The following is a 22,498-nucleotide window of genomic DNA, read 5'->3' on the forward strand; positions in this document are numbered from 1 at the left end:
ACCCACCATGCGCAAGTCGTCCATCCGCCGCACCTGCGCGGCCCTGGCCGCCGTCACCTCCCTCGCCCTGGCCGCCACCGCCTGCGGCGGCACCACGAAGGAGGACGTCAAGAACGAGGGCGGCGCGGCCGCCGCGGCGGGCAAGGCCGACCCGAACGCCGAGACGAAGAAGGGGCTGACCGTCGGCTTCCTGCCCAAGCAGGTCAACAACCCCTACTTCACGGTCGCCGACAAGGGCGGCGAGAAGGCCCTCAAGGAGCTGGGCTCCAGCTACAAGGAGGTCGGCACCTCCAGCGGCACCGACACCGCCGGCCAGGTCTCCTACGTCAACACGCTCACCCAGCAGCAGGTCGACGCCATCGCCGTCTCCGCGCAGGACCCGGGCGCGCTGTGCACCGCGCTCAAGCAGGCCATGAAGAACGACATCAAGGTCGTCACCTACGACTCGGACACCAACCCCGAGTGCCGCAACGCCTTCATCTCCCAGGCGTCCGCCGACGACCTCGGCCGCACCCAGGTGCAGCTGCTCGCCGAGCAGATCGGCAACAAGGGCGAGATCGCGATCCTCTCCGCCGCGCAGACCGCGACGAACCAGAACGCCTGGATCGAGATCATGAAGGACGAGCTCAAGGACCCGAAGTACAAGGACATCAAGCTCGTCAAGGTCGCCTACGGCGACGACGACGCCCAGAAGTCCTTCCAGCAGACCCAGGGCCTGCTCCAGGAGCACCCGAACCTGAAGGGGATCATCTCCCCGACCACCGTCGGCATCAAGGCCGCCGCCCAGTACCTGTCCGGCTCCAAGTACAAGGGCAAGGTCAAGCTGACCGGCCTCGGCACCCCCAACGACATGCGCAAGTACGTCAAGAACGGCACCGTCGAGGCGTTCGAGCTCTGGGACCCGGCCAAGCTCGGCGAGCTGGCCGCGCGCACCGCCGTCGCCCTGTCCTCCGGGCAGATCACCGGCAAGGAGGGCGAGACCTTCAAGGCCGGCGCGATGGGCGAGTACACCATCGGCAAGGACGGCGTGATCAACCTCGGCAAGCCGACCGTGTTCAAGGCGGACAACATCGACCAGTTCAACTTCTAGTCTCGACGTCTCGACGTCTCGACGTCTCGACGTCTCGACGTCTCGACGTCTCGACGTCTCGTCACTTCTGGTCACGACTTCTCGTACGGGAGCGGTACTTCATGCAGCGCGTCTGTTTCCTGCTCAAGGTTCGCCAGGACCGCATCGCGGAGTACCGCGAACGTCACGCCGCCGTGTGGCCGGAGATGTGCGAGGCACTCTCCGCCACCGGCTGGCACAACTACTCGCTCTTCCTGCGCGACGACGGCCTGCTCGTCGGCTACCTGGAGACCGAGGACTTCGCCGCCGCCCAGGCCGGGATGGAGGCCACCGAGGTGAACGCCCGGTGGCAGGCGGAGATGGGTCCTCTCTTCGAATCCCTCGACGGGGCCCGCCCCGACGAGGCGATGAAGCCGCTCACCGAGGTGTTCCACCTCGCCTGAAGGGGGTCTTCCCGGGGCGGCGCGGGTACTGTGTGAGGGCCCCACGGCCGCCCCCCATACCCAGCTCGACCTCGGAGGTCCCTGCCCGATGGCCCATTCCGTGGGTATCAAGGACGTCGCCCGCGCCGCCGGAGTATCCGTGGGCACGGTCTCCAACGTCATCAACCGGCCCGACACCGTCGCGACCGAGACCCGCGCCCGGGTGCTGTCCGCGATCGACCGGCTCGGTTACGTCCGCAGCGAGTCCGCGCGCCAACTGCGCGCGGGCCGCAGCCGGATCATGGGGCTGCTCGTCCTCGACATGGGCAACCCCTTCTTCGTCGACGTCGCGCGCGGCGCCGAGCGGGCCGCGCGCGACGCCGGGCTCGGCGTCATGGTCTGCAACAGCGCCCAGAACCCGGGGGAGGAGGCCGAGTACCTCTCGCTCTTCGCCGAGCAGCGGGTCCGGGGCGTCCTGCTCACCCCCGCCGACGCCACCGGCCGCAACATCGAGGGCTTCCGGCGCCACAACATCCCCTTCGTGCTGGTCGACCGGGTCGCCGAGGGCACCACCGAGTGCTCGGTCTCCGTCGACGACGTCGCGGGCGGTGCGCTGGCGGTGCGCCATCTCGTGGACGCCGGGCACCGCTCCATCGCCTACGTCAGCGGGCCGCCCGGCCTCCACCAGGTGCGCGACCGCCGCACCGGCGCCCTGCAGGCGCTCGCCGAGGCCGGGATCGGTCCCGAGGCCCTGCGTGAACTGCCCACCGAACGCCTCGACGTCGCCGCGGGCCGGGACGCCGGCGCCCGCCTGCTCGGCCTCGCCGACCGGCCCACCGCCGTCTTCTGCGCCAACGACCTGCTCGCCCTCGGCGTCCTCCAGGCCCTGTACGCGGCCGGGGTCCGCGTCCCCGACGACCTCGCGATCGTGGGCTACGACGACATCGAGTTCGCCGCCGCCGCGGCCGTCCCGCTCACCTCGGTGCGCCAGCCCGCCGTCACGATGGGCGCGATGGCCGCCGAGCTGCTGCTGGAGGAGACGGAGTCGCAGGGCGCGGACCGGGCCCACGCACACCGGCGGGTCGTGCTCCAGCCCGAACTGGTGGTGCGACGCTCCAGCCTCGCCGCCCGCTGACCCGTCGTTCAGCACGATTTCGTGATCCCGGGGGTCGGTGACCGCAGAACCATGTGCTGAACTGGGACACGGCCGAAAGATCCATCCGTCCCGGGAGCCCCGTTGAGTCACAGCTACCGCCAGCCCGGCGTCGTCCTCACCGACCGCCGCTTCACCGTGCCCCTCGACCACGCGAACCCCTCCGGCGAGACGATCGAGCTGTACGCCCGCGAGGCCGTCGCGAGCGAGAAGGCGCACCAGGACCTGCCGTGGCTGGTCTACCTCCAGGGCGGCCCCGGCTTCGGGGCGAACCGTTTCATCGGTCGTCCCGCCTGGCTCGGCCGCGCCCTGAAGGACTACCGCGTGCTGCTCCTGGACCAGCGCGGCACCGGCGCCTCCACCCCCGCCAACCGGCAGACGCTCCCGCTGCGCGGCGGCCCGGCCGAACAGGCCGACTACCTCACCCACTTCCGCGCCGACTCCATCGTCCGCGACTGCGAGGCGATCCGCCCCCGGGTCACCGGCGGCGCCCCCTGGACGGTCCTCGGCCAGAGCTTCGGCGGCTTCTGCACCGTCGCCTACCTCTCGCTGGCCCCCGAGGGCCTGGAGACCGCCCTGATCACCGGCGGCCTGCCCTCCCTCGACGCCCACGCCGACGACGTCTACCGGGCCGCCTACCCCCGCATCGAGCGCAAGGTCGCCGCGCACTACGCCCGCTACCCGCAGGACGTCGAACGCGCCCGCCGCATCGCCGACCACCTGCTCACCCACGACGTGGTCCTGCCGAACGGCTACCGCCTCACCGTCGAGGCGTTCCAGTCCCTCGGCATCGTGCTCGGCGGCAGCGAGGGCAGCCACCGCCTGCACTTCCTCCTGGAGGACGCCTTCGTCCGCACCCCCGCAGGACACGAACTGTCCGACGCGTTCCGGGAAGAGGCGCAGAACCTCCTGTCGTACGCCGGCCACCCGCTCTACGCCCTCGTCCACGAGGCCATCTACGGCCAGGACGCGCGCCCCACCGACTGGTCGGCCGAGCGGGTCCGCGCCGAGTTCCCGCAGTTCGACGCGGCCAAGGCCCTCGCGGGCGACGAACGACTGCTGTTCACCGGCGAGTCCGTCCACCCCTGGATGTTCGACTGCGACCCGGCACTGCGCCCGCTGCGCGAGACCGCCGAACTGCTCGCCTCCCGCACCGACTGGACCCCGCTCTACGACCCGGCCCGCCTCGCCGCCAACGAGGTGCCGGTCGCCGCGGCCGTCTACCACGACGACATGTACGTCGACACCGCCCACGCCCTCGCCACCGCCCGCGCGATCCGCGGGCTGCGCACCTGGGTCACCGACGAGTTCGAGCACGACGGCGTACGGGCAGGCGGCCCCCGCGTCCTGGACCGGCTGCTCGCCCTCGCCCGCGACGAGGCCTGAACGGCGAGGCGCCGATTCCGCGCGGGGAGCCGGGTGACACGGGTTAATGTGCGGGCATGACGGAGCCGACGATCACACAACTGGAGCCCATGCCCGGCGACTGGCGGCGCGCCCTCGCCGTCGTCGCCCACCCCGACGACCTGGAGTACGGCTGCTCGGCGGCGATCGCGGCCTGGACCGACGAGGGCCGCGAGGTCGCCTATGTGCTCGCGACGCGGGGCGAGGCGGGCATCGACACGCTGCCGCCCGCCGAGTGCGGCCCGCTGCGGGAGCGCGAGCAGCGGGCCAGCGCCGCCGTCGTCGGGGTGAGTGAGGTGGAGTTCCTGGACCACCGGGACGGTGTCGTCGAGTACGGCACCGCGCTGCGCCGCGACATCGCCGCCGCGATCCGCCGGCACCGGCCCGAGCTGGTCATCACCCTCAACCACCGGGACACCTGGGGCGGCGTCGCCTGGAACACCCCGGACCACGTCGCCGTCGGCCGCGCCACGCTCGACGCGGCGGGCGACGCCGGCAACCGGTGGATCTTCCCGGAGCTGACCGAGCAGGGCCTCGAGCCCTGGAACGGCGTGCGCTGGGTCGCGGTCGCCGGTTCCTCCTCGCCCACCCACGCCGTGGACGCCACGCCGGGGCTGGAGCGTGCGGTGCGCTCCCTGCTCGAACACCGGGCGTACATCGAGGCGCTGACCGACGAGGACCCGGAGACGTATGTGCGCGGGTTCCTCACCGGGTTCGCCGAGGAGTCGGGCAGGCGGTTCGGCGGGAAGCCGGCGGTGACCTTCGAGGTCTTCGGCAGGTAACGGATTTTTTTGGGTCCGGTGGCGGTCCGTATGCTTCACGTCATGCGAGAACACACGTCCGACCAGGCAGAACTGCGCGGCGACTGCGAGCGGTGCTTCGGCCTGTGCTGCGTCGCGCTGCCGTTCGCCCGCTCGGCGGACTTCGCGATCGACAAGGACGCCGGGAAGCCCTGCCCGAACCTGCGGGGCGACCACCGCTGCGGAATTCACGCGAAGCTGCGGCCGAGCGGCTTCACCGGCTGCACGGTCTACGACTGCTTCGGAGCCGGACAGAAGGTCTCGCAGCTCACCTTCGGCGGCCAGGACTGGCGCATCGGCCCGCCGGAGCGGACCCGCCGCATGTTCGACGTGTTCCCGGTGGTCCGCCAGCTGCACGAGCTGCTCTGGTACCTGACCCAGGCCCTGACGCTGCCCGCGGCCCGCCCGGTCCACGGAGACCTGCGCCGCATCCTGACCGACACCGAGCGCCTCACCCGGGGGACCCCCGAGGAACTGGCCGCGCTGGACGTGGCCGCGCACCGGCAGCGGGTCAACGTGCTGCTGCTGAGGACCAGCGAGCTGGTGCGGGCCGGCACCCGCGGCAGGAAGAAGAACCGCCGCAACGCCGACCTCATGGGCGCCCGGCTGCGGGGCGCCGACCTCAGCGGCGCCGATCTGCGCGGGGCCTACCTCATCGCCGCCGACCTCACCGGCGCCAACCTGCGCGGCGCCGACCTGATCGGCGCGGACCTGCGCGACGCCGACCTGACGGACGCCGACCTGACCGGCGCCTTCTTCCTGACCCAGCCCCAGCTCACCGCGGCCCGGGGCAGCGCCGGCACCGTGCTGCCGGCGTCACTCACCCGTCCGGTGCACTGGACAGCGGGGCTCTGAGGCGGAGTCCTCGGGGAGGGGCGCGCGGTCCGGCGTCGCCGGGGCCCGGTGCTCCAGCCGCAGCCGCAGACCCTCCGGCATCAGCGTGAGCCGTTCGGTCACCCGCAGCCGGTAGTCCGGCTCGGCCCGCAGCTCGTAGCGGCGCAGCAGCAGTCCGAGGACCAGCGTGGCCTCGTGCAGCGCGAACTGCCGCCCGATGCACGCCCGCGCACCCGTCCCGAACGGCTTGAAGGTGTGCGGGGCCCGCGACCGTACGGCCTTGGCGTCGAAGCGGTCCGGGTCGAACCGCTCGGCGTCGGGCCCCCACACCTCCGGGTCGCGGTGCAGCATCCCGATGAGGACCAGCGCCCAGGCCCCGCGCCGCATCGGATGCGTGCCGCCGAGCACCGTGTCCTCGCGGGCCTCCCGCGCGAAGGCGGGCGCGGTCGGCCACAGCCGCAGCGACTCGTCCAGCACGCGGCGCACGTACCGCAGTTTGGCCACCTGCTCGTAGCCGGGCGCCTCGGTGTCGCCCCAGACGCGGTCCACCTCGGCACGGGCCCGGGCCGCGACGTCGGGGTGCTGAGCCAGGTAGTGCAGGGCGAAGGAGAGCGCGCCCGAGGTGGTCTCGTGCCCGGCCACCAGGAAGGTGATGACCTGCCGGCGGACGTTCTCCGGCGACAGCCGCTCACCGGTCTCGGGATGGGCCGTGTCCAGCATCCGGTCGAGCAGATCGCCCGTGCCGCCCGGACCGCCCGCGTCGCGGCGGTCGCGGACCAGGTCGTCGACCGTGCGGTTGAGGTAGGCGATGTCGGCGGCGTTGCGGCGGCCCGCGTCGCGCAGCAGCCACCGGGCCAGCGGGGCCGGCACGGTGTTGAGGCGCTGCGCGTGGCTGAGGGTGCCCACCATCGCGGTGACGAACGGATGCGGGCGGGAGCGCTCGAAGGAACCGAAGTCATGCCCGAACCCGGTGCGCGCGATGGTCTCCAGCGTCAGCTTGGTCATGTCGCCGGGCACGTCCACCGTACGTCCCGCCGCCCGGGCCCGGTCCCACGCATCCGTGAGCCGCGCCGCCACGTCCAGCATCATCACGTGGTAGCCCGCCATGGCCTCGCGGCTGAATCCGGGCGCCAGCACGTCGTGCGCCAGCTGCCAGTTCGGCTCGTGGTTGTACGCCGTGAACAGCCCGTCCCCGGCGACCGGCCGCAGGTTGGCCACGCCGAGGCCCACGTGCTTGGCGAACCGCGTCTCGTCCGCCAGGTCGGCGGCGAGTGCCGCGCCCCAGACGAACACGAACTCCTTGCCGAAGGCCCGCCGCCGGAAGATCGGCCCCAGCTTGCGGGCGTACCGCAGCGAGTCCTGCATCGGGGTGCGCCGGCCGGCCCCGATCACGTCACCGAGCAGGGGGAGGCGGTAGGGCGGGCGCGGGATGCGGTCCAGTTCGGGCCAGCCGAGCTCGGCGCTGCGGAACCCCTTGGGCAGTGCGTCCCGGACCGGTCCGTTCTTCGTCTCCGCCATGACGCGATCTCCCTTGACGCAGCGGCGTGTTGCCCGTGCAGAGGCAAGCGTGTTGTACATGGATTCAATAACGTGGCTCAGTCTCGTCCCGTTGTTGAACCCGCGTCAAGTAAGGTGCGGGCATGGCCGCGAACCAGGGCGGGCGCACGCGCCGTCGGCTCAGCACCGAGGAGCGTCGGGAGCAACTGCTCTCGGTGGGCGCGCGGCTGTTCTCGGAGAGTCCCTACGACGACGTGTGGATCGAGCGGGTCGCCGAGATCGCCGGGGTCTCCCGTGGGCTGCTGTACCACTACTTCCCGGGCAAACGGGACTTCTTCGCTGCGGTCGTCGAGCGCGAGAGCGACCGCATGCTGCGGATGACGGCGGCCGTGCCCGGCGTGCCGGTCCGCGAGCAGCTCACCGCCGGCCTGGACGCGTATTTGGAGTACGTACAGGCCCACGCGCACGGCTACCGGGCCTTCCATCGCGCCGACGCTACCGGCGACCAGGCCGTGCGGCGGGTCTACCGGCAGGCGCTCGCCGCGCAGGAACGGCAGATCCTCGCCGCCCTGGCCGCCGACCCGGAGTTCGGTCCGGCCTTCGAGGAGCGGACCGACGTGCGGCTGGCGGTGCGTGGCTGGCTGGCCTTCACCACCGCGGTGTGCCTGGAGTGGCTGCGGGATCCGGAGCCGACCCGGGAGCAGGTGCGCGACCTGTGTGCGCGGGCCCTGTTGGGTGCGATCGCGTCACCCTGAAGGGTCTGTTGTGAGGGTCCTGGTTGGCGCACACCCCGATCTCCGATAGGTTAGGCAAGCCTTACCTAAGGAACTGCACCCCATGAAGTGATGACGGAGGTTGGGGATGGGTGACCACCACACCTGGACGGCCGCGCCCGCCGCGGCGGAGCAGGCCCGCTCCGTGCTCGCCGCCGCCTGGTCCTGCGCGGTGACCGCGGAGGGCGGCCGCGAGGAGTTCGTCGGCGCGCACACCGTGGCCGACGACGGCCGGGTACTCCTGCACGTGCCCGAGGACAGCGCCCTGGTCGCGGCGGCCCTCTGTGCGCCCCGCGGGGAGCCGTCCGCCGTGCTCGAGTTCGCCGACGTCGCGCCCGTCCCGGTGCGGGGGCGGATCAGGGCCCGGCTCTGGCTCGCGGGCTGGTTCGCCCTGGAGGACGGCCACTTGGCCTTCCGGCCCACACGGGTGGTGCTCCGTCGGCCCTCCGGCGCCGTGGTGGTGGACGTCGACGAGTTCACCGCCGCCGCACCCGACCCGTTGGCCACGGCGGAGGCGCGGTTGCTGACCCATCTCTCCGACTGCCACGGCGACGCGGTGGAGCGGCTCACCCGGCTCGTCGACGCCGACAGCCTGCACGGCGCGGTCCGGGTGCGGCCGCTCGCCGTCGACCGGCACGGACTGACGCTGCGCATCGAACGCGCCCGCGCCCACGGCGACGTACGACTGCCGTTCCACGCACCCGCCGACGACGTCGCACAGCTCACCGAGCGCATGCACGTGCTGCTGGCGCAGGCGAGCGCGGCGTCGTGCCCCCGGGCCCTGCAGCGGCAGCGCACGGAGGGCGACGGGTGAGGCGAACGGCGCCCCCACCGCCCGCGGTTCGCCGGTGCCTCGGCCGCGTCTACCAGTCCCCGTCCTCCACCGGTGCGCCCGGCGCGTCCCCCAGCGGCTTCACCTGCTGAGGTGCGGGCGCCTGCCACGGCTCGTGATCGTCGCCGATCCAGTCCCCGACCGGCTTGACGTCCTGGAGCGGCCCGGTGGGCGCGAGGTCGTGGGCGTCCTGGTCGTAGTAGTCGTACCAGGGCAGACCGGCCCGCGTGTACGCGGCGCGGTCCACCGGGGACGGCGGCGGCTCCTCGCCCGTGATGCGCCGCCACTCGGGAGGCGTCACCAGGTGCACGAAGACCCGGCCCTCGGGCCGCTCGGCCCAGTCCGACGGCGGCCGTTCGTCGCGGTAGACCTCCTGCCGCATGGAACCTCCGACGCCGAGCCCCATCGCCGGAGCCGACCGGGGCCGGGCCGCACCGGGGGGCGCCGGAGCGGCACCCGGCGCGGGCGGCGCGGACATCGGCATCGCGGCACCGAAGGCGCCGCCCGACCGGGCCGCCGCGCGGCGCGCGAACTCCGCCCGCCGCCGCTCCTCCTCCCGCCAGCGGGCCAGCTCCCGGTCGCCCAGCCGGAAGGACTGCAACTGCACCCCGCCCCAGACCTCCTCGCCGGTGACCTGGCCTTCGACGGTCGCCCCCAGCCCCAGCGGCACCGCCACGAACTGGCGTACCGTCCCGGTCCCGGAGTTGATGCCGTCCAGCCAGGGCTGGCGGGGGAGGACCACGTAGTTCTGCGGGTCGCGGGAGAGCCGGTCGCTCCACGGCCTGCCCGAGACCGCGCACACCTTGCCCACCCCGACCTGGAGCGCCGCCGGCTCCGTCGTGCCCGCGAAACTCAGCCACATGGCCTCACGCAGGTACACCGGCAGCATCACGCCGCCACGCGCCCGCCACGCCTCGGGCACGCTGTCGGCGTGGTCGGCGACCCGGCGGACCGGGAACTCGCCGAGCCCCGGCGGCAGCGGATGGGTGCCCGTCTCGGGCAGCCGCAGGGTGCGGATGAAGCGCACCGCCGCACCGCCCGGCATTCGCAGTGTGTTCCCGTCGATCCGCACGCCGGTGTCGGTCATCCGTACGCCCCCTCAGGTCGTCGCTCACCCTTCCTCAAGGGGAACGACGCGCGGCGGCGGTCCGGTTCCGCTCCCGGCGCCGCGACCGCACCCGGTCCCGCAGACCGGTCAGCCGCGGCATGCGTTCGCGCTGCTCGCGCGTGTGATGGTCCAGCTCCTCCAGGAGCCGGCGCGAACGGTGCTCGGTGTCCATCTCGTCGATGATGCGGTTGACCTCGGTCAGCACCGCACCCTGCAGCTGCCAGTGCAGGGGGTGGCGCCGGACCTCCTCCAGCAGCAGCTGCGCCAGCTTGTCCCGGGTGACCGCGGCCTGCCGCAGCTGGGCGGAGAGGCGTTCCTCGGCGGACTCGGCGTCGTCGCTGGCGCTGGTGGTGACCAGCACCGCGAAGCTGACCACGGCGTCGGCGATCTCGGACAGGAGCTGCTCGATGGCGGCGCCCGTCGCGGGCGGGAACAGGGGCTCCGGTTCGCGTTCCTTCGCGAGGTCGGTGAAGGTGCGGGCGAGGACCCGCAGCACCACCGTGCAGATCTCCAGGGTGTCCAGACCGGTGCGCAGCACCACCCGGTGCAGCAGCCCCTCGCGGACGCGGGGATTGAGCCGCAGGCTGTCCTCCGCCTGCCGGAGGTCCTCGTCCACCTCGGCGATGTCGTGGTCGAGGCGGCGGGCCTCGTGCAGCCGCGCCGCCGCCTCGTGGAACGGCGTGTTCCGGGCGGCCTCCTCACCCATGCGCAGCATCAGCTGCCGCACCCGTCGGGCCAGCCCCTCGATCGACTCGCCCGCCTGCTCCACCCACACCGGCGGGGCGAAGATCAGGTTGAAGACCAGTCCGACGATCGCCCCGATCAGGGTCTCCACCACCCGGGCCCACGCCAGGGTCCCGTGCGAGGTCACCCCGAGCACCAGCATCGCGCTGATCGCCACCTCGGCCACGAACTCGTGCGCCCGCACCAGGTGTCCCACGCCCAGCGCGGCCACGATCACCAGGGCCAGACTCCACCAGCTGAGTCCCACCACCGCACTGAAGACGATGGCGACCAGGACACCGGCCACCACCGCGTTCACCCGGCGGAAGCTCATCTTGAGCGTGGCGTACAGGGTGACCTGGACGACCAGCAGCGCGGTCAGGGGTGCGGTGAGCGGCGCCGCCGACTTGTCGGGGCTCAGCCGCACCGCGATGACATAGGCGATCGAGGCCGCGGCGGCCGACCGCAGCGCCTGGACGACCAGGGGGTCCCTGAGCCACTTCACCCGCCGCAGCGCGGACGCCACCGTCTCACGTACATCCCGCATCCTCGGGCTGTTCCCTTCGCCGGGCGCCTCGAACGTATCCGGACAGGACCGTAACCGGACAAAGGGGGACGGGGCGGTTCTCACGCGCCGTACGGCGCCGCACATCCGTGATCGTCAGGCGGCCACCTTGGTGAGGAAGGCGGACAGGTTGCCCAGGGTCCGGGCGATCTGCTCCTCCAGGGTGAGACTCTCCTCGAAGCGGGCGACGCTCTCCGAGGCCTTCCTGCCTCGCAGGTACAGGGAACAGGCGAGGTCGGTGCACATGTACAGGCCGACCGAGTTGCCCTCGCGGCCGGCCGGACCCGCCTTGCGCGCGGTCATCAGCGACACGCCGCCCCGCGGATGGGTCGTCAGGCACAGCGCGCACATGCTGCGCTGGAAGAAGCCCCGCTGGGCCGGCTGGAAACGCAGGGCCACACCGGTGAGGCGCCCGCCCTGGTCGGTGACGAGATAGCTGCGGTCGGGGGCGCCCGGATCCCGCCAGCCCAGGAAGTCGAGATCGTCCCAGGGGCGCTCGCCGAGGTCGCGGGGCACGGCCAGCCGCTTGGCCTCGCCCTTCGAGCAGTTGATGAACGAGGTGCGGATGTCCTGCTCGGTGAGGGCTCTCACGGGTGTCTCCCATGGGGGTGTGAAACGAATGAGTGTGAAGAATCCTAGGGCTCCTAGGTTTCCGCCTAGCGTAGATAGGCGCGGCGGGCGGACGCCAGTGGATTTCGCCGCGGGACCGGGCGTGGACCCGCCGCGGGGTTTCGCCGCTCACTCAGGAGGTACCCGATGTCGTTCACACGCCCAGAGGACCGCCGCCGTGGAAAGGGAGCGCGCCGTGACCGATCACCGCCTCGAAGGACCGGGCGAGAACGGAGCCCCCGTTCCGCGGGACCTTCCGGACCAGCAGGCCGGCACCGGCGACGACCCGTGGGAGACCGACGCGGACGCCGACGCCGACGCCGACGCCGGCGCCGAGACCGACACCGACGACGTCCCCGACACGGACGAGGCGGGGACGGGCCGGCAGGGCGCGCCGCACTCCGGCGCCGTACACCCCGAGCACCCGGTGCCCGACGAGTCCTCCGGCTGACGGGCGGACGACTCGTCGGGTCCGTCTCGTCGGGTACGGGCGCTCAGCCGACCTTGCGCCCCCGCAGGGGCTCCGTGTCCGCGCCCGCGCCCTGCTGCAGGCCCAGCAGGAACTCCTCCAGCACCTCCGTGGCCGTGTGCACCGGATGCCAGCCCAGCTCGGCCCGGGCCCGCGTGCAGTCCATCAGCGGCAGCCGCAGCACCGCGTCGAACAGGTGCGGGGAGGCGGGCAGCAGCCGCAGCCCCCACGCTGCGGCGATGGCCGAGCGGGCCGCCGTACGGGGCAGCCGCACCGGACGCGCGCCGAACATCTCGCCCAGCAGCCCCGCGTCGACCGGCGGCTCCGCCGCGAGGTTGAAGGGGCCCCGGGCGTCCTCGGAGCGCACCGCCAGCCGGTAGGCGTTCGCCGCGTCGTCGGTGTGCAACGCCTGTACCCGCAGCCCGGGAATGTCCGGCAGGAAGGGCAGGAGGTCCGGACGCGCGGCCGGACCCGGCAGGAAACGGCCGCCGAAGATGCGGCGCTGCTCGCTGGCCGACTCCCGCTTGAAGAGGAAGGCCGGCCGCATCCGGACCACCCGGATCCCCGGATGGTCCCGCTCGAAGGTGTCCAGGGCGCGTTCCAGATAGGCCTTCTCCCGGCAGTACGCGGCGTCCGGCCAGCCGTGCGTCGGCCACGACTCGTCCACCGCGTGGTCCTTCGGCCCCGGCGAGTACGCGCCGACCGACGAGGCGTGCACCAGCGCCGGCACCCCCGCCGCAGCCACCGCCTCGAACACCCGGATGGAGCCGAGCACGTTGGTGCGCCAGGTCCTCGCCGGGTCGTGCGTCGGCTGGAAGGCCCAGGCCAGATGCACCACGGCGTCCGCGCCGGCGAAGTGTCCGGTCAGGTCGGCCTGATCCGAGGCGAGGTCGACGGCGGCCCACTCCGTCTTCGCCGGGGACCACTCGGGAATCCGCCGGGCCAGTCCCAGGACGGACCCCACCTCCGGGTCCTCGGAGAGAAGCCGCACCACACTGGTGCCCACATTGCCCGTGGCGCCCGTGACCACGACCCTGCTGCCCGTTCCGCTGCTCACCCTGTGCTCCTCTCGGCCGCTGTCACCCGTACGGAGGTCACCGGGTACCCCGCCCCGCCGAGGAGGCACACGGGGAGACGGACAGGCGGGGGCCAGACCGGGAGGCGGACAAGAGGCGGACAAGGAGAAGCCCCGACCGCGACGGGGGAATCACGATCGGGGCGGTACGAGGTGGATACGGACGGCGGTCGCCTCTCGGCGAAGGGCTCCACAGGGCTTCAGCCGAACGATCGTCCCTGTGGGCGATAGGTGAGGCCCGGGGACACTGTCCCGTCCGTACCCACGCCCTCTTCAACGGGGACGGCCCGCCCGGTGTTCCCCCGTCTGTCGTGATGTGGGGTGATCCGCGTCACCGCGTCCGGGGCTCCGGAACGATCTCGGCCCACAGGTTCTCGGCCTGCAGCAGCAGCGTGCCGAGGACCGCGGTCCGCGCGGCCCCCTGCCCGGCGTGCTCGCGCAGCCCGTCCTGCAACCGCCGGTGCAGTTCCTCCATCGTCGCCTCCGTCGCCTCCTCCCGACCGTCCCCGACGGCCTCGCCCAGCAGCCGGCCGGCCTCCGCGTGGCAGGCGTCCCCGATCAGCTGGAGCAGCCGCGCGTACAGGTCCAGCACCGGGCCCTCGGGCGGGGCCGGCGTCCGGTGCTCGTCGGCCGCCACCGCCAGCGTCCGGGTCAGCGCCGTGACGGTGTCGGTGACGCGACCGAACCGCTGGTCCTCGTCCTCGGGCGGGACGGCGGTCGGCGCGCGGTGCAGCCGGCGCAGCGGCCCGGAGGTCAGGCGCAGGCTCTCCCGGCTCCAGGACCGGGCCGAGTACAGCGCGTCCAGCCGCCGTCGCAGCCGCGCGGCGTCGTTCGACCAGGCGGCCGCGGTCTGCGCGTCCCACTCGGTCTCCCGCAGGTCCGCGGCGACGGAGTGCAGGACGTCGCCCGCCTCCCGGGCCAGCGCCGCCAGGTTCTCGCGTACGTCCCGCAGATGGATCGGCGGCAGCACGAAGGCGTTGACCGCCACGCCGATGACCGCGCCGAGCGCCGCCTGACCCACCCGGTGACCCACCGCGGAGGCCGAGACGGCCGTGCCGGAGGCCAGGACGAACACGGCGGTGGTGGCCGCGTAGATGCCCTGCCGGCCGAAGCGGGACCAGTTCGCGATCAGCATCAGCACGGGCAGGCACAGCACCAGTGCCCCCGTGTTGTCCTCCGTGATCGCCTGCGCCGCCGACGCCGCCAGGGCTCCCGCGCAGATCGCCGCGAACTGCTGCCCGGCCTGCTGCACCGAGCTGTAGACGGTGGCCTGGACCAGGACGAGCGCCACCCAGGGCGCCATCAGCGCCATCGGATCGTCCAGCCAGACGCCTGCCACGGCCCAGGCGATCAGGGCCGCTCCCGCGGCCTTCAGCGACTGCACGACCAGGTCGCGTTCCCGTCCCGGCCCCTGCCAGGCGGCCCGGACGGCCCGCCCGACGGCACACGCCTCCCACCACACCGCGGCCACCGGCCGCCGCCCCCGAAGCGCCTCCCTGACGGAACGTGTCACAGCGGTCATACGGCGCCGGATGCCCGGCCGACCGGCCGACACGCCCCGACGGGACGTACGACACGACCACTCATGCGAACGGGCTCCGCCGCAGGGAGGCCAGCAGGTCGGCCGGGTCGGCGTAGACCGCGTCCGCGCCCGCCTCCTCCAGGTCGGCACGGGGCAGGCCGCCGCAGAGTACGGCCACGCACCGCACCCCGGCCCTGCTGCCCGCGAGCATGTCCCAGACGGTGTCACCGACGAAGACCGCCCGCTCGGGCGGCACCCCGGCCAGCTCCAGGGCGTGCTCCACCGGCTCGGGCGCCGGCTTGCCCGCGTCGACGTCGTCGGCGCTCGCGGTGGCGGCGATCGCGTCGTCCGCGTCGATCGCCCGCCGCAGCGCCTCCAGCTCCGGGCCGCCCGCCGAGGTGGCGAGGACCACCTGCCAGCCGTCGCCGGCCAGGCGGCGCAGCAGGTTCCCGGCGTCCGGCAGCGCGGGCAGCCGGTCGAAGTACTGCCCGTACAGCGCCTTGTGCGCGGCGCTCAGCTCCGCGTCCCGGTCCTTGTCCCGGTCCTCGCCCAGCAGATGTCCGACGAGGTCGGTGGAGGCGAGGCCGACGGCCCGGTGGACCGCGTGCATCGGCACCCGGTGACCCGCCTGCCGGAACGCCTCCCACCACGTGACGACGTGCAGGTGATTGGTGTCGACGAGAGTCCCGTCGACGTCGAACACGGCCGCCCGGTCCATGCACTGTTCCCTTCCTGTCCGTTCCTGTCCGTGCTGCGCCCGGCGGGTACCACGTCAGCGCCCCGCCACTCCGGCCGGCGTGCGCCCCTGCCCGGTCCAGCCCAGCAGCGCGTCCAGCGACCACGTGGTGACCACCCGCTCCGCGGGCACCCCGCACTCCTCGGCCCGCGCGCACCCGTGGATCTGCCAGTCCAGCTGCCCGGGCGCGTGCGCGTCGGTGTCGACCGAGAACAGCACGCCCGCCTCCACCGCCCGGCGCAGCAGCCGTCGCGGCGGGTCGAGCCGCTCCGGCCGGCTGTTGATCTCCACGGCCGTGCCGGACTCCGCGCAGGCGGCGAACACCGCGTCCGCGTCGAACTCCGACTCCGGCCGTCCCCGCCCGGTCAGCAACCGCCCCGTGCAGTGCCCGAGGATGTCCGCGTGCGGATCGCGTACGGCGGTCACCATGCGGCGCGTCATCGAGCGGGCGTCCATCCGCAGCTTGGAGTGCACGGACACCACCACGACGTCCAGCCGCTCCAGCAGCTCCGGTTCCTGGTCCAGTGAGCCGTCCTCGAGGATGTCGCACTCGATGCCGGTCAGCAGCCGGAACGGCGCCCAGGTCTCATTGAGCTCCGCCACCACGTCCAGCTGTTCGCGCAGCCGCGCGGGGGAGAGACCGCGTGCCACCGTCAGCCGCGGCGAGTGGTCGGTCAGCGCCGCCCACTCGTGCCCCAGCGCCGCCGCGGCCCGGCCCATCTCCTCGATGGGGCTGCCGCCGTCCGACCAGTCGGAGTGCAGGTGGCAGTCGCCGCGCAGCCGCTTCCGCAGCTCCTCACCGCCCCGGGCGAGCGGGGTGTCCGCCTCGCCCTCCAGCTTCTCCAGGTAGCCGGGCACCTGGCCGGCCAGCGCCTCGCGCGCCGCCTGCGCCGTCTTCGGCCCGACGCCCTTCAGCGACTCCAGCGAGCCGGCCGCCCCGGCCCGCTCGCGCAGCTCCTCGGCGCTCAGCCCGCCCAGCACCCGGGCGGCGGTACGGAAGGCACGGACGCGGTACGTCGGCGCCTGCGACCGCTCCAGCAGGAAGGCGATCCGCTCCAGCGCCTCGACGGGGTCCATGGCCATCTCCTCCCTCGGACCTCCAGGGTTCCCCAGCGCTCCAAAGACCGCACGACGGGCCGGGCGGTTTGTCCCCGACCCACCCGGGTACTGCGACGCCCCTGGTGTCCCGTCACCGACGCCCCGGCCCGGACGCCCGGTCGACCCGCTCCGCGCCCCCGAGGAGGCCCGTCATGCCCAGCCCTGCCGCACCCGACGCCAAGGTGGCCGTGATCACCGGTTCCGACTCCGGCATCGGCCGCGCCACGGCCGTACGCCTGGCCGAGGCGGGCATGGACATCGGCGTCACCTGGCACACCGACGAGAAGGGCGCCGAGCGCACCGCCGAGGAGGTCCGTGCCCTGGGACGCCGGGCCGAGACCGCCCGGGTGGACCTGACTCGGCTGCCGGAGGCCGCGGAGACGGTGGACGAGCTGTGCGAACGGCTCGGCCGGATCGACGTCCTGGTCAACAACGCGGGTACGGGCACCGCCACGCCCTTCCTCGACCTGGGCCTCGACGACCTGCGGCACGTCCTGGACGTCGACCTGGCCGGCCCCTTCCTGTGCGGGCAGAAGGCCGCCCGGCGCATGATCCGGCAGGGCGGCGGCGGCCGGATCGTCAACGTGACCTCCGTGCACGAGCACCAGCCGCGGGTGGGCGCCGCCCCGTACTGCGCGGCCAAGGGCGGACTCGGCCTGCTCACACAGGTCATGGCGATCGAGCTCGCCGAGCACGGCATCACCGTGAACGCGGTGGCCCCCGGCGAGATCGCCACGCCCATGACCGGCCAGGAGGACACCGACCCGCACGGCGAGCACCGCCCCGGCGTCCCCCTCGGCCGGCCCGGCGACGCCCGCGAGGTCGCCGCGGTGATCGCCTTCCTCGCCGGGCCCGACGCCTCGTACGTCACCGGCGCGTCCTGGAGCGTGGACGGCGGCATGCTCCGGATGGGTCCGATGGCCGGGTCGCATCTGACCGGCGACGACTGGCGGCGTCCCTGAGACCCCGCGCCCGCACCCGTTCGCGGCCCGGCCGACCACTACCGCGGGTTGCGGCCTACCCTCGATGCATGACCGAAATCGCGACCCCGCACATCGGCAGTCCGCGGATCCTCGTGCTCCGGGTGCAACCGGGCACGCCGCCGTTCCGGATCGTGGAAATCGACGGCCAGGTCGTCGGCGAGGCCAGGGCCATCACCGACGTACTGGAAGCCGCCGCGGCCTTCGGCATCACGGTTCACGACCTGGACGACCCGGACGTGGTCCGCTGGGTCGGCGGCGACAAGTTCACCTGGACGGTGCACTAGGCCGAGGCCCGGGGCCCGTCCGGCGCCGCCCCCGCGGGTCCGGGCCCGAAGCCGGATGCCGTCGGCCGGGCCGGTGTGCCGTCCGCCGACCCGCCGCTGCCGATGTGCGGGCACCCTCATGTCCGGGGCCGCCGTGCGTGCACCGCGCGGCTCAGCCGTCGGCCCAGGAGCACGTAACCGATCAACGCGCCCGTGGTGTTGAGGATGACGTCGTCGATGTCGAAGGCCCGCCCGGTGACCAGGGCGCCCTGCGCGAACTCCACCAGCAGCATGACGACCGCCGTCAGCAGCAGTACGCGCAGCAGCCCGCGCGTGCGCGGGGCGACGACCGGCACCAGTACGCCGAACGGGACGCCCAGCAGGACGTTGCCGCCGATCTGCTTGACCGCGTCCCGCAGCGCGGGCTGGTCCAGGTAGGCCCGCAGCGAACGGCCGGGATGCAGATTGGTGTGGGTCAGCGCCTCCGACGCGGGGGACGGATGCAGGGTCAGCCGTGCCAGCACCACCGCGAACGCCACCATGAACACGAACGCGCACAGCGTCGCGAGCAGGCGCAGGGGCAGGGGGAGCGGGCGCCTTTCGTGAGGGGCGGCCTCGGCCTTGGCGGCGCGGGGGCGCAGTAGGGAGCGCGGTCCTGAGACGGCACGAGCCATGAGGTCCTCCAGTCGTCAACGTCCCTGTCCGTAGGCCACCCGCACCTGCTCGAAGCCGAGTGAGCGCAGCAGGCCCTGCAGCATCGCCGTGGTGTTGCTCTCGGCGCGCGCCCTGAGTTCGCTGTCCTTCGCCGCGTCGCCGATGTGCCGTGCCGCGAGCTTCTGCACGGCCTGCTCGCCGTTCGGGTTGTCCGAGAACAGATCACCGAGACGGTCGAGGAGCCCGCGCTGCTTGGACACGGCGTAGGAGCGCTCGGGGTCGAGGGCCGGCTCGCCGAGCGCGGCGTGCGGCAGCCGCAGGGTCGCCGAGGTGCGGTCGTCGTTCACCGTCACGTCGTCCTCGCCCACCTTCCCGAGGTCGACGAAGGCGTCGACGGTGCCCGCACCCACGTACAGGGTGCGGGTGCCGCGGATCGCGTCGGGCAGGAGCTTGGCGTCCTTCTCCAGGTCCACGACGACCTGGAAGTTCCCGGACGCGGCCTCGTAACGGCTGATGTCCTGGATGGACTTCAGCAGCGCGGGGCCCGAACGGTCCTGGGTCTCGGTGCCGAACAGGTCCTTCAGACCCGGTACGACACTCAGCCGGAGCCCCGCGAACAGCACGACGAGCACCAGCACGATCGCGCTCACCACCTTCGCCCAGCCGGGCAGGCGCCGGGGGAGGTTCCTGACGGGAGTCGTCATGGCGACGGCCCTCCTTCCTACTGTCCGCATGCCCGCCATCTGCCGTACCAGGCAGGGATGTTGGCGGCGGACGAGTCGCACGGAGGTGAGGAGGGGCGCACGCGCGACGCCCGTCGGCGCGACGGACCGTCAGGGCGTCGCCCTCAGCGGCCGGTCGCCCGACGGGCGGGACGACCACACCGCCTCGCCGCGGGTGAGCCCCGGCAGCCGCAGCTCGGCCTCCCGCACCCGCCGGGCCGGCAGCTCGCCGGTGATCAGCCAGGCGCGGTCGTCGCCCGTCGTACCGGTGAAGTCCGCGCCCAGCGAGGCGAGCCGGGCCGTCACCGGGGCCAGGGTGTCCGGCGGGATCTCCACCTCGAAGGCGTGGTACGGCTCGTACAGCAGGGTCCCCGCCCGCCGCAGCGCCCTGCGCAGCACGATCGGGGTCAGCCCGCGGAAGTCGGCGGCCGTGCTGACCGGCGAGCTGAAGCCGGAGCGGGTCAGGGTGACCCGGTAGTCCGTGACCGCGGCGCCGGTCAGGCCGGTCCGCAGCGTGGCGTGGACCGTCTCCTCGACGGCCTGGTGGAAGGCGCGGGGGAGCGCGCCGAGTTCCGTCTCGTAGGTGAACACGCCGCCCGAACCGCGCGGCCCCGGCTCGACGCGCAGCCCGATCGTCGCCCAGTACCGGGTGTTGTCGAGCCACGGCATCTCGTCCGCGGCCTCACCGGTGCCCGCCGGGCGCTCCAGGAACCGGACGCGCCCGGGCGCGAACTCCGTCTCGATGCCGAACTCCCCGGCCAGCGTCGCCGCGAGCACCTCCATCTGGACCTCGCCGTACAGCAGCAGGGCGGTGGCGCCGGACGCCTCCGGGCGGGCGTGCAGCAGGGGGTCCTGGTCGGCCAGCGCCAGCAGGGCCGACCGCAGCGCCGCCGCCTGCTCGGGACGGCGTGCCCGGACCAGGGTCTGCAGGGTCGGCGGCGCGAACTGCGGGGCGCGGTCGGTGAGGCCGCCGAGCCGGTCGCCGACGCGCAGGCCGCCCGGCACGGTGACGGCGGCGATGTTCCCGGCGGTGAGCCTCTCGGCCCCGCCGACCACATCGAGGCGGGTCACCCGGCCGGAGACCTCGGAGGTCCGCCCGTCCGACTCGCGCCGCAGGAACGTCAGCCGTCGGCGCGGGCGCACCTCGCCCTCGTACAGCCGCAGATACGCCGTCCGCTCACCGTCGGGACCGGGGCGTACGGCGAACACCGTGCCGCGCGGTGCCCCGGTGCCGGACGCCGCCGGCGAGGCGGCCGGGACCAGCCGCACCAGGTCCCGGGCCAGCTCCGCCACGCCCTGGCCGCCGATCGCCGAGCCGAAGTACAGCGGGTGGAAGGAGCCGTCGGCGGTGCGGGCGGCGAGCGCGGCGGCGAGGTCCCCGGCGGTCGGCTCGGGGCCGTCCACCAGCGCCGCAAGGACCGCCGGGTCGACCTCCGCGAGCGCCTCGGCGGTCCGCGCGTCCAGGGGGCGGCGCGCGACCCGCGCCCGCGGTGTGCCGGCGCCGGTCGCCTCCGTCAGCGGTGCGACGTGGGGCGTCAGCCGGCGCCGGATGTCGGCGAGCAGGTCCTCGGTGCGCGCGCCGACCCGGTCGATCTTGTTGACGAACACCAGCGTGGGCAGCCGCAGCCGCCGCAGGGTGCGCATCAGCACGCGGGTCCGTGCCTGTACGCCCTCCACGGCGGACAGCAGCAGCACCGCGCCGTCCAGGACCTCCAGGGCGCGCTCGACCTCGGCGACGAAGTCGGAGTGCCCCGGGGTGTCGATCAGGTTGACCTGGGTGTCGCCGACGGTGAACGCGGCGACGGCGGAGCGGACGGTGATGCCGCGGCGGCGTTCGATCTCGCCGTCGTCCGTACGGGTGTCACCGGCGTCGACGCTGCCGAGCCGGTCGATCGCGCCGTGGTCGAACAGCAGCCGTTCGGTGAGACTGGTCTTACCGGCGTCGACGTGGGCCAGGATGCCGATGTTCAGGGTGGTCGGGATGTGCATGCGGAGTCGAGTCCTCGGGAACCGTGGGCCGGAAGGGGCGCTGGGTGATTCCGAGGAGTCGGCGCATGCGAGGGATCCTGACCTGAGGAAACACGGACGGCGCCATCATGGCGCCCACCCCCGGGCCCGCCGCAAGCGGATTTCCGTAAGCTGGGAGCCCGGACGGGCAGGATCACGCGAGGAGCGGTCCGTGCGAGACATCGCCGTGTTCAGCGGTAGTGCCCACGCCGAGCTGGCCGATGAGGTCTGCGCCCATCTGGGCGTACCCCTCAGCCCCACCCGGGTCAGCCGGTTCGCCAACGACTGCCTGGAGGTGCAGCTGCGGGCCAACTGCCGGGAACGGGACGTCTTCCTGATCCAGCCGCTGGTCAAGCCGGTCCAGGAGCACCTGGTCGAGCTGCTGCTGATGTGCGACGCGGCCCGCGGGGCGTCCGCCGCCCGCATCACCGTCGTCCTGCCCCACTACTCCTACGCCCGCTCCGACAAGAAGGACGCGCCCCGCATCTCCCTGGGCGGGCGCCTGGTGGCGGACCTGCTCGGGGCGGCGGGCGCGAGCCGCGTCCTCGCCATGACCCTGCACTCGCCCCAGGTGCACGGCTTCTTCCCGGTCCCGGTCGACCACCTCCACGCCCTGCGCGAACTGGCCGCGCACTTCCGGCAGTACGACCTGTCCCGGACCACGGTCGTCTCACCGGACCTCGGCAACGCCAAGGAGGCCGCCGCGTTCGCCCGGATGCTCGGCGCCGGGGTCGCGGCCGGCGCCAAGCAGCGGTACCCCGACGACCGGGTCAGCATCAGCTCGGTCATCGGGGATGTCGCCGGGCGCGACGTCATCGTGCTCGACGACGAGATCGCCAAGGGCAGCACCGTCCTCGAACTCCTGGACCGGCTGCGGGAGGCGGGGCCGCGCACGATCCGGGTCGCCTGTACGCACGGGCTGTTCGCGGCCGGTGCGCTCGGGCGGCTCAGCGCGCAGCCGGACGTGCTGGAGATCGTGTGCACCAACACCGTGCCGGTGCCCGCCGACGACCACACGGAGAAGCTGCGGATCCTCTCCATCGCCCCCGCGCTCGCCGAGGCCGTGCGCCGCATCCACAACGGCGAGTCGGTCAGCGCCCTGTTCGACGCCCCGCCGGCCGGGTGACGCCGAGCGCCTCCCTCAGCTTGTTCTGCATGTACCGTCCCCGCCCCATGACAC

Annotated in this window: 23 protein-coding genes; 12 read left to right on the forward strand and 11 right to left on the reverse strand. The window is 73.4% G+C overall.

The annotated features are described in order from the left end of the window. Positions 1 to 7 precede the first annotated feature (7 nt). The 6 genes from rhaS (at position 8) to ACIGO6_RS06990 (ending at position 5,703) form a co-directional block, all read left to right on the forward strand. Complete coding sequence (rhaS, locus tag ACIGO6_RS06965) at positions 8 to 1,090, forward strand: rhamnose ABC transporter substrate-binding protein (RefSeq protein WP_399872383.1); 1,083 nt, start codon at positions 8 to 10, stop codon at positions 1,088 to 1,090. Between the two features lie 101 nt (positions 1,091 to 1,191). Beyond that, positions 1,192 to 1,512, forward strand: a complete 321-nt coding sequence (locus ACIGO6_RS06970) for an L-rhamnose mutarotase (RefSeq protein ID WP_030185674.1) — start codon at positions 1,192 to 1,194, stop codon at positions 1,510 to 1,512. Positions 1,513 to 1,600: 88 nt separating this feature from the next. Further along, complete coding sequence (locus ACIGO6_RS06975) at positions 1,601 to 2,626, forward strand: LacI family DNA-binding transcriptional regulator (protein WP_399872386.1); 1,026 nt, start codon at positions 1,601 to 1,603, stop codon at positions 2,624 to 2,626. A 102-nt stretch (positions 2,627 to 2,728) separates the two neighbouring features. Next, on the forward strand, positions 2,729 to 4,030 hold the full coding sequence (locus ACIGO6_RS06980) for an alpha/beta fold hydrolase (RefSeq protein ID WP_399872388.1): 1,302 nt from the start codon (positions 2,729 to 2,731) through the stop codon (positions 4,028 to 4,030). Between the two features lie 56 nt (positions 4,031 to 4,086). Then, positions 4,087 to 4,830, forward strand: coding sequence for a PIG-L deacetylase family protein (locus ACIGO6_RS06985; RefSeq protein ID WP_399872391.1), 744 nt, complete (start codon positions 4,087 to 4,089; stop codon positions 4,828 to 4,830). A gap of 42 nt (positions 4,831 to 4,872) precedes the next feature. After that, a complete protein-coding gene (locus ACIGO6_RS06990) occupies positions 4,873 to 5,703 on the forward strand; it encodes a pentapeptide repeat-containing protein (protein WP_399872394.1) in 831 nt (276 codons plus the stop codon). Here ACIGO6_RS06990 and ACIGO6_RS06995 read toward each other — a convergent pair. Continuing rightward, on the reverse strand, positions 5,665 to 7,200 hold the full coding sequence (locus ACIGO6_RS06995) for a cytochrome P450 (RefSeq protein WP_399872397.1): 1,536 nt from the start codon (positions 7,198 to 7,200) through the stop codon (positions 5,665 to 5,667). The two genes, ACIGO6_RS06990 and ACIGO6_RS06995, sit on opposite strands and share 39 nt — an antisense overlap. Before the next feature lie 122 nt (positions 7,201 to 7,322). Between ACIGO6_RS06995 and ACIGO6_RS07000 the strand changes: the two genes are divergently transcribed. Together ACIGO6_RS07000 and ACIGO6_RS07005 are read left to right on the forward strand one after the other, a co-directional pair. Further along, entirely contained in the window at positions 7,323 to 7,934 is a 612-nt protein-coding gene (locus ACIGO6_RS07000; RefSeq protein ID WP_399872400.1) for a TetR/AcrR family transcriptional regulator, read from the forward strand. Between the two features lie 106 nt (positions 7,935 to 8,040). Then, positions 8,041 to 8,766 (forward strand): DUF2470 domain-containing protein, encoded by a 726-nt coding sequence (locus ACIGO6_RS07005; protein WP_399872402.1) that lies wholly within the window; start codon positions 8,041 to 8,043, stop codon positions 8,764 to 8,766. Between the two features lie 49 nt (positions 8,767 to 8,815). Here ACIGO6_RS07005 and ACIGO6_RS07010 read toward each other — a convergent pair whose 3' ends face one another. The 3 genes from ACIGO6_RS07010 to ACIGO6_RS07020 all read right to left on the reverse strand — a co-directional run bounded on the left by ACIGO6_RS07010 (position 8,816) and on the right by ACIGO6_RS07020 (position 11,771). Beyond that, entirely contained in the window at positions 8,816 to 9,871 is a 1,056-nt protein-coding gene (locus ACIGO6_RS07010) for a hypothetical protein (protein WP_399872404.1), read from the reverse strand. Positions 9,872 to 9,905: 34 nt separating this feature from the next. Continuing rightward, on the reverse strand, positions 9,906 to 11,162 hold the full coding sequence (locus ACIGO6_RS07015) for an aromatic acid exporter family protein (RefSeq protein ID WP_399872406.1): 1,257 nt from the start codon (positions 11,160 to 11,162) through the stop codon (positions 9,906 to 9,908). 114 nt (positions 11,163 to 11,276) lie between these two features. Then, positions 11,277 to 11,771: an FBP domain-containing protein gene (locus ACIGO6_RS07020; protein ID WP_399872408.1), complete on the reverse strand. Its 495-nt coding sequence runs from the start codon at positions 11,769 to 11,771 to the stop codon at positions 11,277 to 11,279. Positions 11,772 to 11,985: 214 nt separating this feature from the next. Here ACIGO6_RS07020 and ACIGO6_RS07025 point away from each other — a divergent pair, with 214 nt between their 5' ends. Beyond that, positions 11,986 to 12,240: a hypothetical protein gene (locus tag ACIGO6_RS07025; RefSeq protein ID WP_399872411.1), complete on the forward strand. Its 255-nt coding sequence runs from the start codon at positions 11,986 to 11,988 to the stop codon at positions 12,238 to 12,240. Positions 12,241 to 12,283: 43 nt separating this feature from the next. Here ACIGO6_RS07025 and ACIGO6_RS07030 read toward each other — a convergent pair whose 3' ends face one another. The 4 genes from ACIGO6_RS07030 to ACIGO6_RS07045 all read right to left on the reverse strand — a co-directional run bounded on the left by ACIGO6_RS07030 (position 12,284) and on the right by ACIGO6_RS07045 (position 16,668). Next, complete coding sequence (locus ACIGO6_RS07030; RefSeq protein WP_399872414.1) at positions 12,284 to 13,315, reverse strand: SDR family oxidoreductase; 1,032 nt, start codon at positions 13,313 to 13,315, stop codon at positions 12,284 to 12,286. 349 nt (positions 13,316 to 13,664) lie between these two features. Next, positions 13,665 to 14,855 carry an aromatic acid exporter family protein gene (locus ACIGO6_RS07035; protein WP_399872417.1) on the reverse strand — a complete coding sequence of 397 codons (1,191 nt, stop codon included), beginning with the start codon at positions 14,853 to 14,855 and terminating at the stop codon, positions 13,665 to 13,667. A gap of 61 nt (positions 14,856 to 14,916) precedes the next feature. Continuing rightward, positions 14,917 to 15,573: an HAD family hydrolase gene (locus ACIGO6_RS07040; protein ID WP_399872420.1), complete on the reverse strand. Its 657-nt coding sequence runs from the start codon at positions 15,571 to 15,573 to the stop codon at positions 14,917 to 14,919. 54 nt (positions 15,574 to 15,627) lie between these two features. Continuing rightward, entirely contained in the window at positions 15,628 to 16,668 is a 1,041-nt protein-coding gene (locus ACIGO6_RS07045; protein ID WP_399872423.1) for a PHP domain-containing protein, read from the reverse strand. 173 nt (positions 16,669 to 16,841) lie between these two features. Here ACIGO6_RS07045 and ACIGO6_RS07050 point away from each other — a divergent pair, with 173 nt between their 5' ends. Together ACIGO6_RS07050 and ACIGO6_RS07055 are read left to right on the forward strand one after the other, a co-directional pair. Then, the gene (locus ACIGO6_RS07050) at positions 16,842 to 17,651 is read left to right on the forward strand and encodes an SDR family oxidoreductase (protein ID WP_399872426.1); all 810 of its coding nucleotides are present in this window, start codon (positions 16,842 to 16,844) and stop codon (positions 17,649 to 17,651) included. 68 nt (positions 17,652 to 17,719) lie between these two features. Further along, positions 17,720 to 17,956 (forward strand): hypothetical protein, encoded by a 237-nt coding sequence (locus ACIGO6_RS07055; protein ID WP_399872429.1) that lies wholly within the window; start codon positions 17,720 to 17,722, stop codon positions 17,954 to 17,956. Positions 17,957 to 18,072: 116 nt separating this feature from the next. Here the strand turns inward: ACIGO6_RS07055 and ACIGO6_RS07060 are convergent, their stop codons facing one another. From ACIGO6_RS07060 to otr(A), 3 genes are all read right to left on the reverse strand, one after another. Further along, entirely contained in the window at positions 18,073 to 18,609 is a 537-nt protein-coding gene (locus ACIGO6_RS07060; protein WP_399872431.1) for a VanZ family protein, read from the reverse strand. A 15-nt stretch (positions 18,610 to 18,624) separates the two neighbouring features. Continuing rightward, positions 18,625 to 19,293 carry a DUF4230 domain-containing protein gene (locus ACIGO6_RS07065; protein WP_399872434.1) on the reverse strand — a complete coding sequence of 223 codons (669 nt, stop codon included), beginning with the start codon at positions 19,291 to 19,293 and terminating at the stop codon, positions 18,625 to 18,627. Between the two features lie 129 nt (positions 19,294 to 19,422). Continuing rightward, a complete protein-coding gene (gene otr(A) / locus ACIGO6_RS07070; protein ID WP_399872435.1) occupies positions 19,423 to 21,300 on the reverse strand; it encodes a tetracycline resistance ribosomal protection protein Otr(A) in 1,878 nt (625 codons plus the stop codon). Between the two features lie 190 nt (positions 21,301 to 21,490). Here otr(A) and ACIGO6_RS07075 point away from each other — a divergent pair, with 190 nt between their 5' ends. Then, positions 21,491 to 22,444 carry a ribose-phosphate diphosphokinase gene (locus ACIGO6_RS07075; protein ID WP_399872437.1) on the forward strand — a complete coding sequence of 318 codons (954 nt, stop codon included), beginning with the start codon at positions 21,491 to 21,493 and terminating at the stop codon, positions 22,442 to 22,444. The last annotated feature ends 54 nt before the right edge of the window (positions 22,445 to 22,498 follow it).

Source organism: Streptomyces sp. NPDC053750, from assembly GCF_044544295.1.
Lineage (GTDB): Bacteria > Actinomycetota > Actinomycetes > Streptomycetales > Streptomycetaceae > Streptomyces.

Coding starts and splice junctions, on each gene's coding strand:
- ACIGO6_RS07015 (WP_399872406.1), bottom strand. CDS start 11,162: ATGCGGGATGTACGTGAGACGGTGGCGTCCGCGCTGCGGCGGGTGAAG.
- ACIGO6_RS06985 (WP_399872391.1), top strand. CDS start 4,087: ATGACGGAGCCGACGATCACACAACTGGAGCCCATGCCCGGCGACTGG.
- ACIGO6_RS06970 (WP_030185674.1), top strand. CDS start 1,192: ATGCAGCGCGTCTGTTTCCTGCTCAAGGTTCGCCAGGACCGCATCGCG.
- ACIGO6_RS07050 (WP_399872426.1), top strand. CDS start 16,842: ATGCCCAGCCCTGCCGCACCCGACGCCAAGGTGGCCGTGATCACCGGT.
- ACIGO6_RS07035 (WP_399872417.1), bottom strand. CDS start 14,855: ATGACCGCTGTGACACGTTCCGTCAGGGAGGCGCTTCGGGGGCGGCGG.
- ACIGO6_RS07060 (WP_399872431.1), bottom strand. CDS start 18,609: ATGGCTCGTGCCGTCTCAGGACCGCGCTCCCTACTGCGCCCCCGCGCC.
- ACIGO6_RS07010 (WP_399872404.1), bottom strand. CDS start 9,871: ATGACCGACACCGGCGTGCGGATCGACGGGAACACACTGCGAATGCCG.
- ACIGO6_RS07065 (WP_399872434.1), bottom strand. CDS start 19,293: ATGACGACTCCCGTCAGGAACCTCCCCCGGCGCCTGCCCGGCTGGGCG.
- ACIGO6_RS07005 (WP_399872402.1), top strand. CDS start 8,041: ATGGGTGACCACCACACCTGGACGGCCGCGCCCGCCGCGGCGGAGCAG.
- ACIGO6_RS06995 (WP_399872397.1), bottom strand. CDS start 7,200: ATGGCGGAGACGAAGAACGGACCGGTCCGGGACGCACTGCCCAAGGGG.
- rhaS (WP_399872383.1), top strand. CDS start 8: ATGCGCAAGTCGTCCATCCGCCGCACCTGCGCGGCCCTGGCCGCCGTC.
- ACIGO6_RS06990 (WP_399872394.1), top strand. CDS start 4,873: ATGCGAGAACACACGTCCGACCAGGCAGAACTGCGCGGCGACTGCGAG.
- ACIGO6_RS06975 (WP_399872386.1), top strand. CDS start 1,601: ATGGCCCATTCCGTGGGTATCAAGGACGTCGCCCGCGCCGCCGGAGTA.
- ACIGO6_RS07055 (WP_399872429.1), top strand. CDS start 17,720: ATGACCGAAATCGCGACCCCGCACATCGGCAGTCCGCGGATCCTCGTG.
- ACIGO6_RS07000 (WP_399872400.1), top strand. CDS start 7,323: ATGGCCGCGAACCAGGGCGGGCGCACGCGCCGTCGGCTCAGCACCGAG.
- ACIGO6_RS07040 (WP_399872420.1), bottom strand. CDS start 15,573: ATGGACCGGGCGGCCGTGTTCGACGTCGACGGGACTCTCGTCGACACC.
- ACIGO6_RS07045 (WP_399872423.1), bottom strand. CDS start 16,668: ATGGACCCCGTCGAGGCGCTGGAGCGGATCGCCTTCCTGCTGGAGCGG.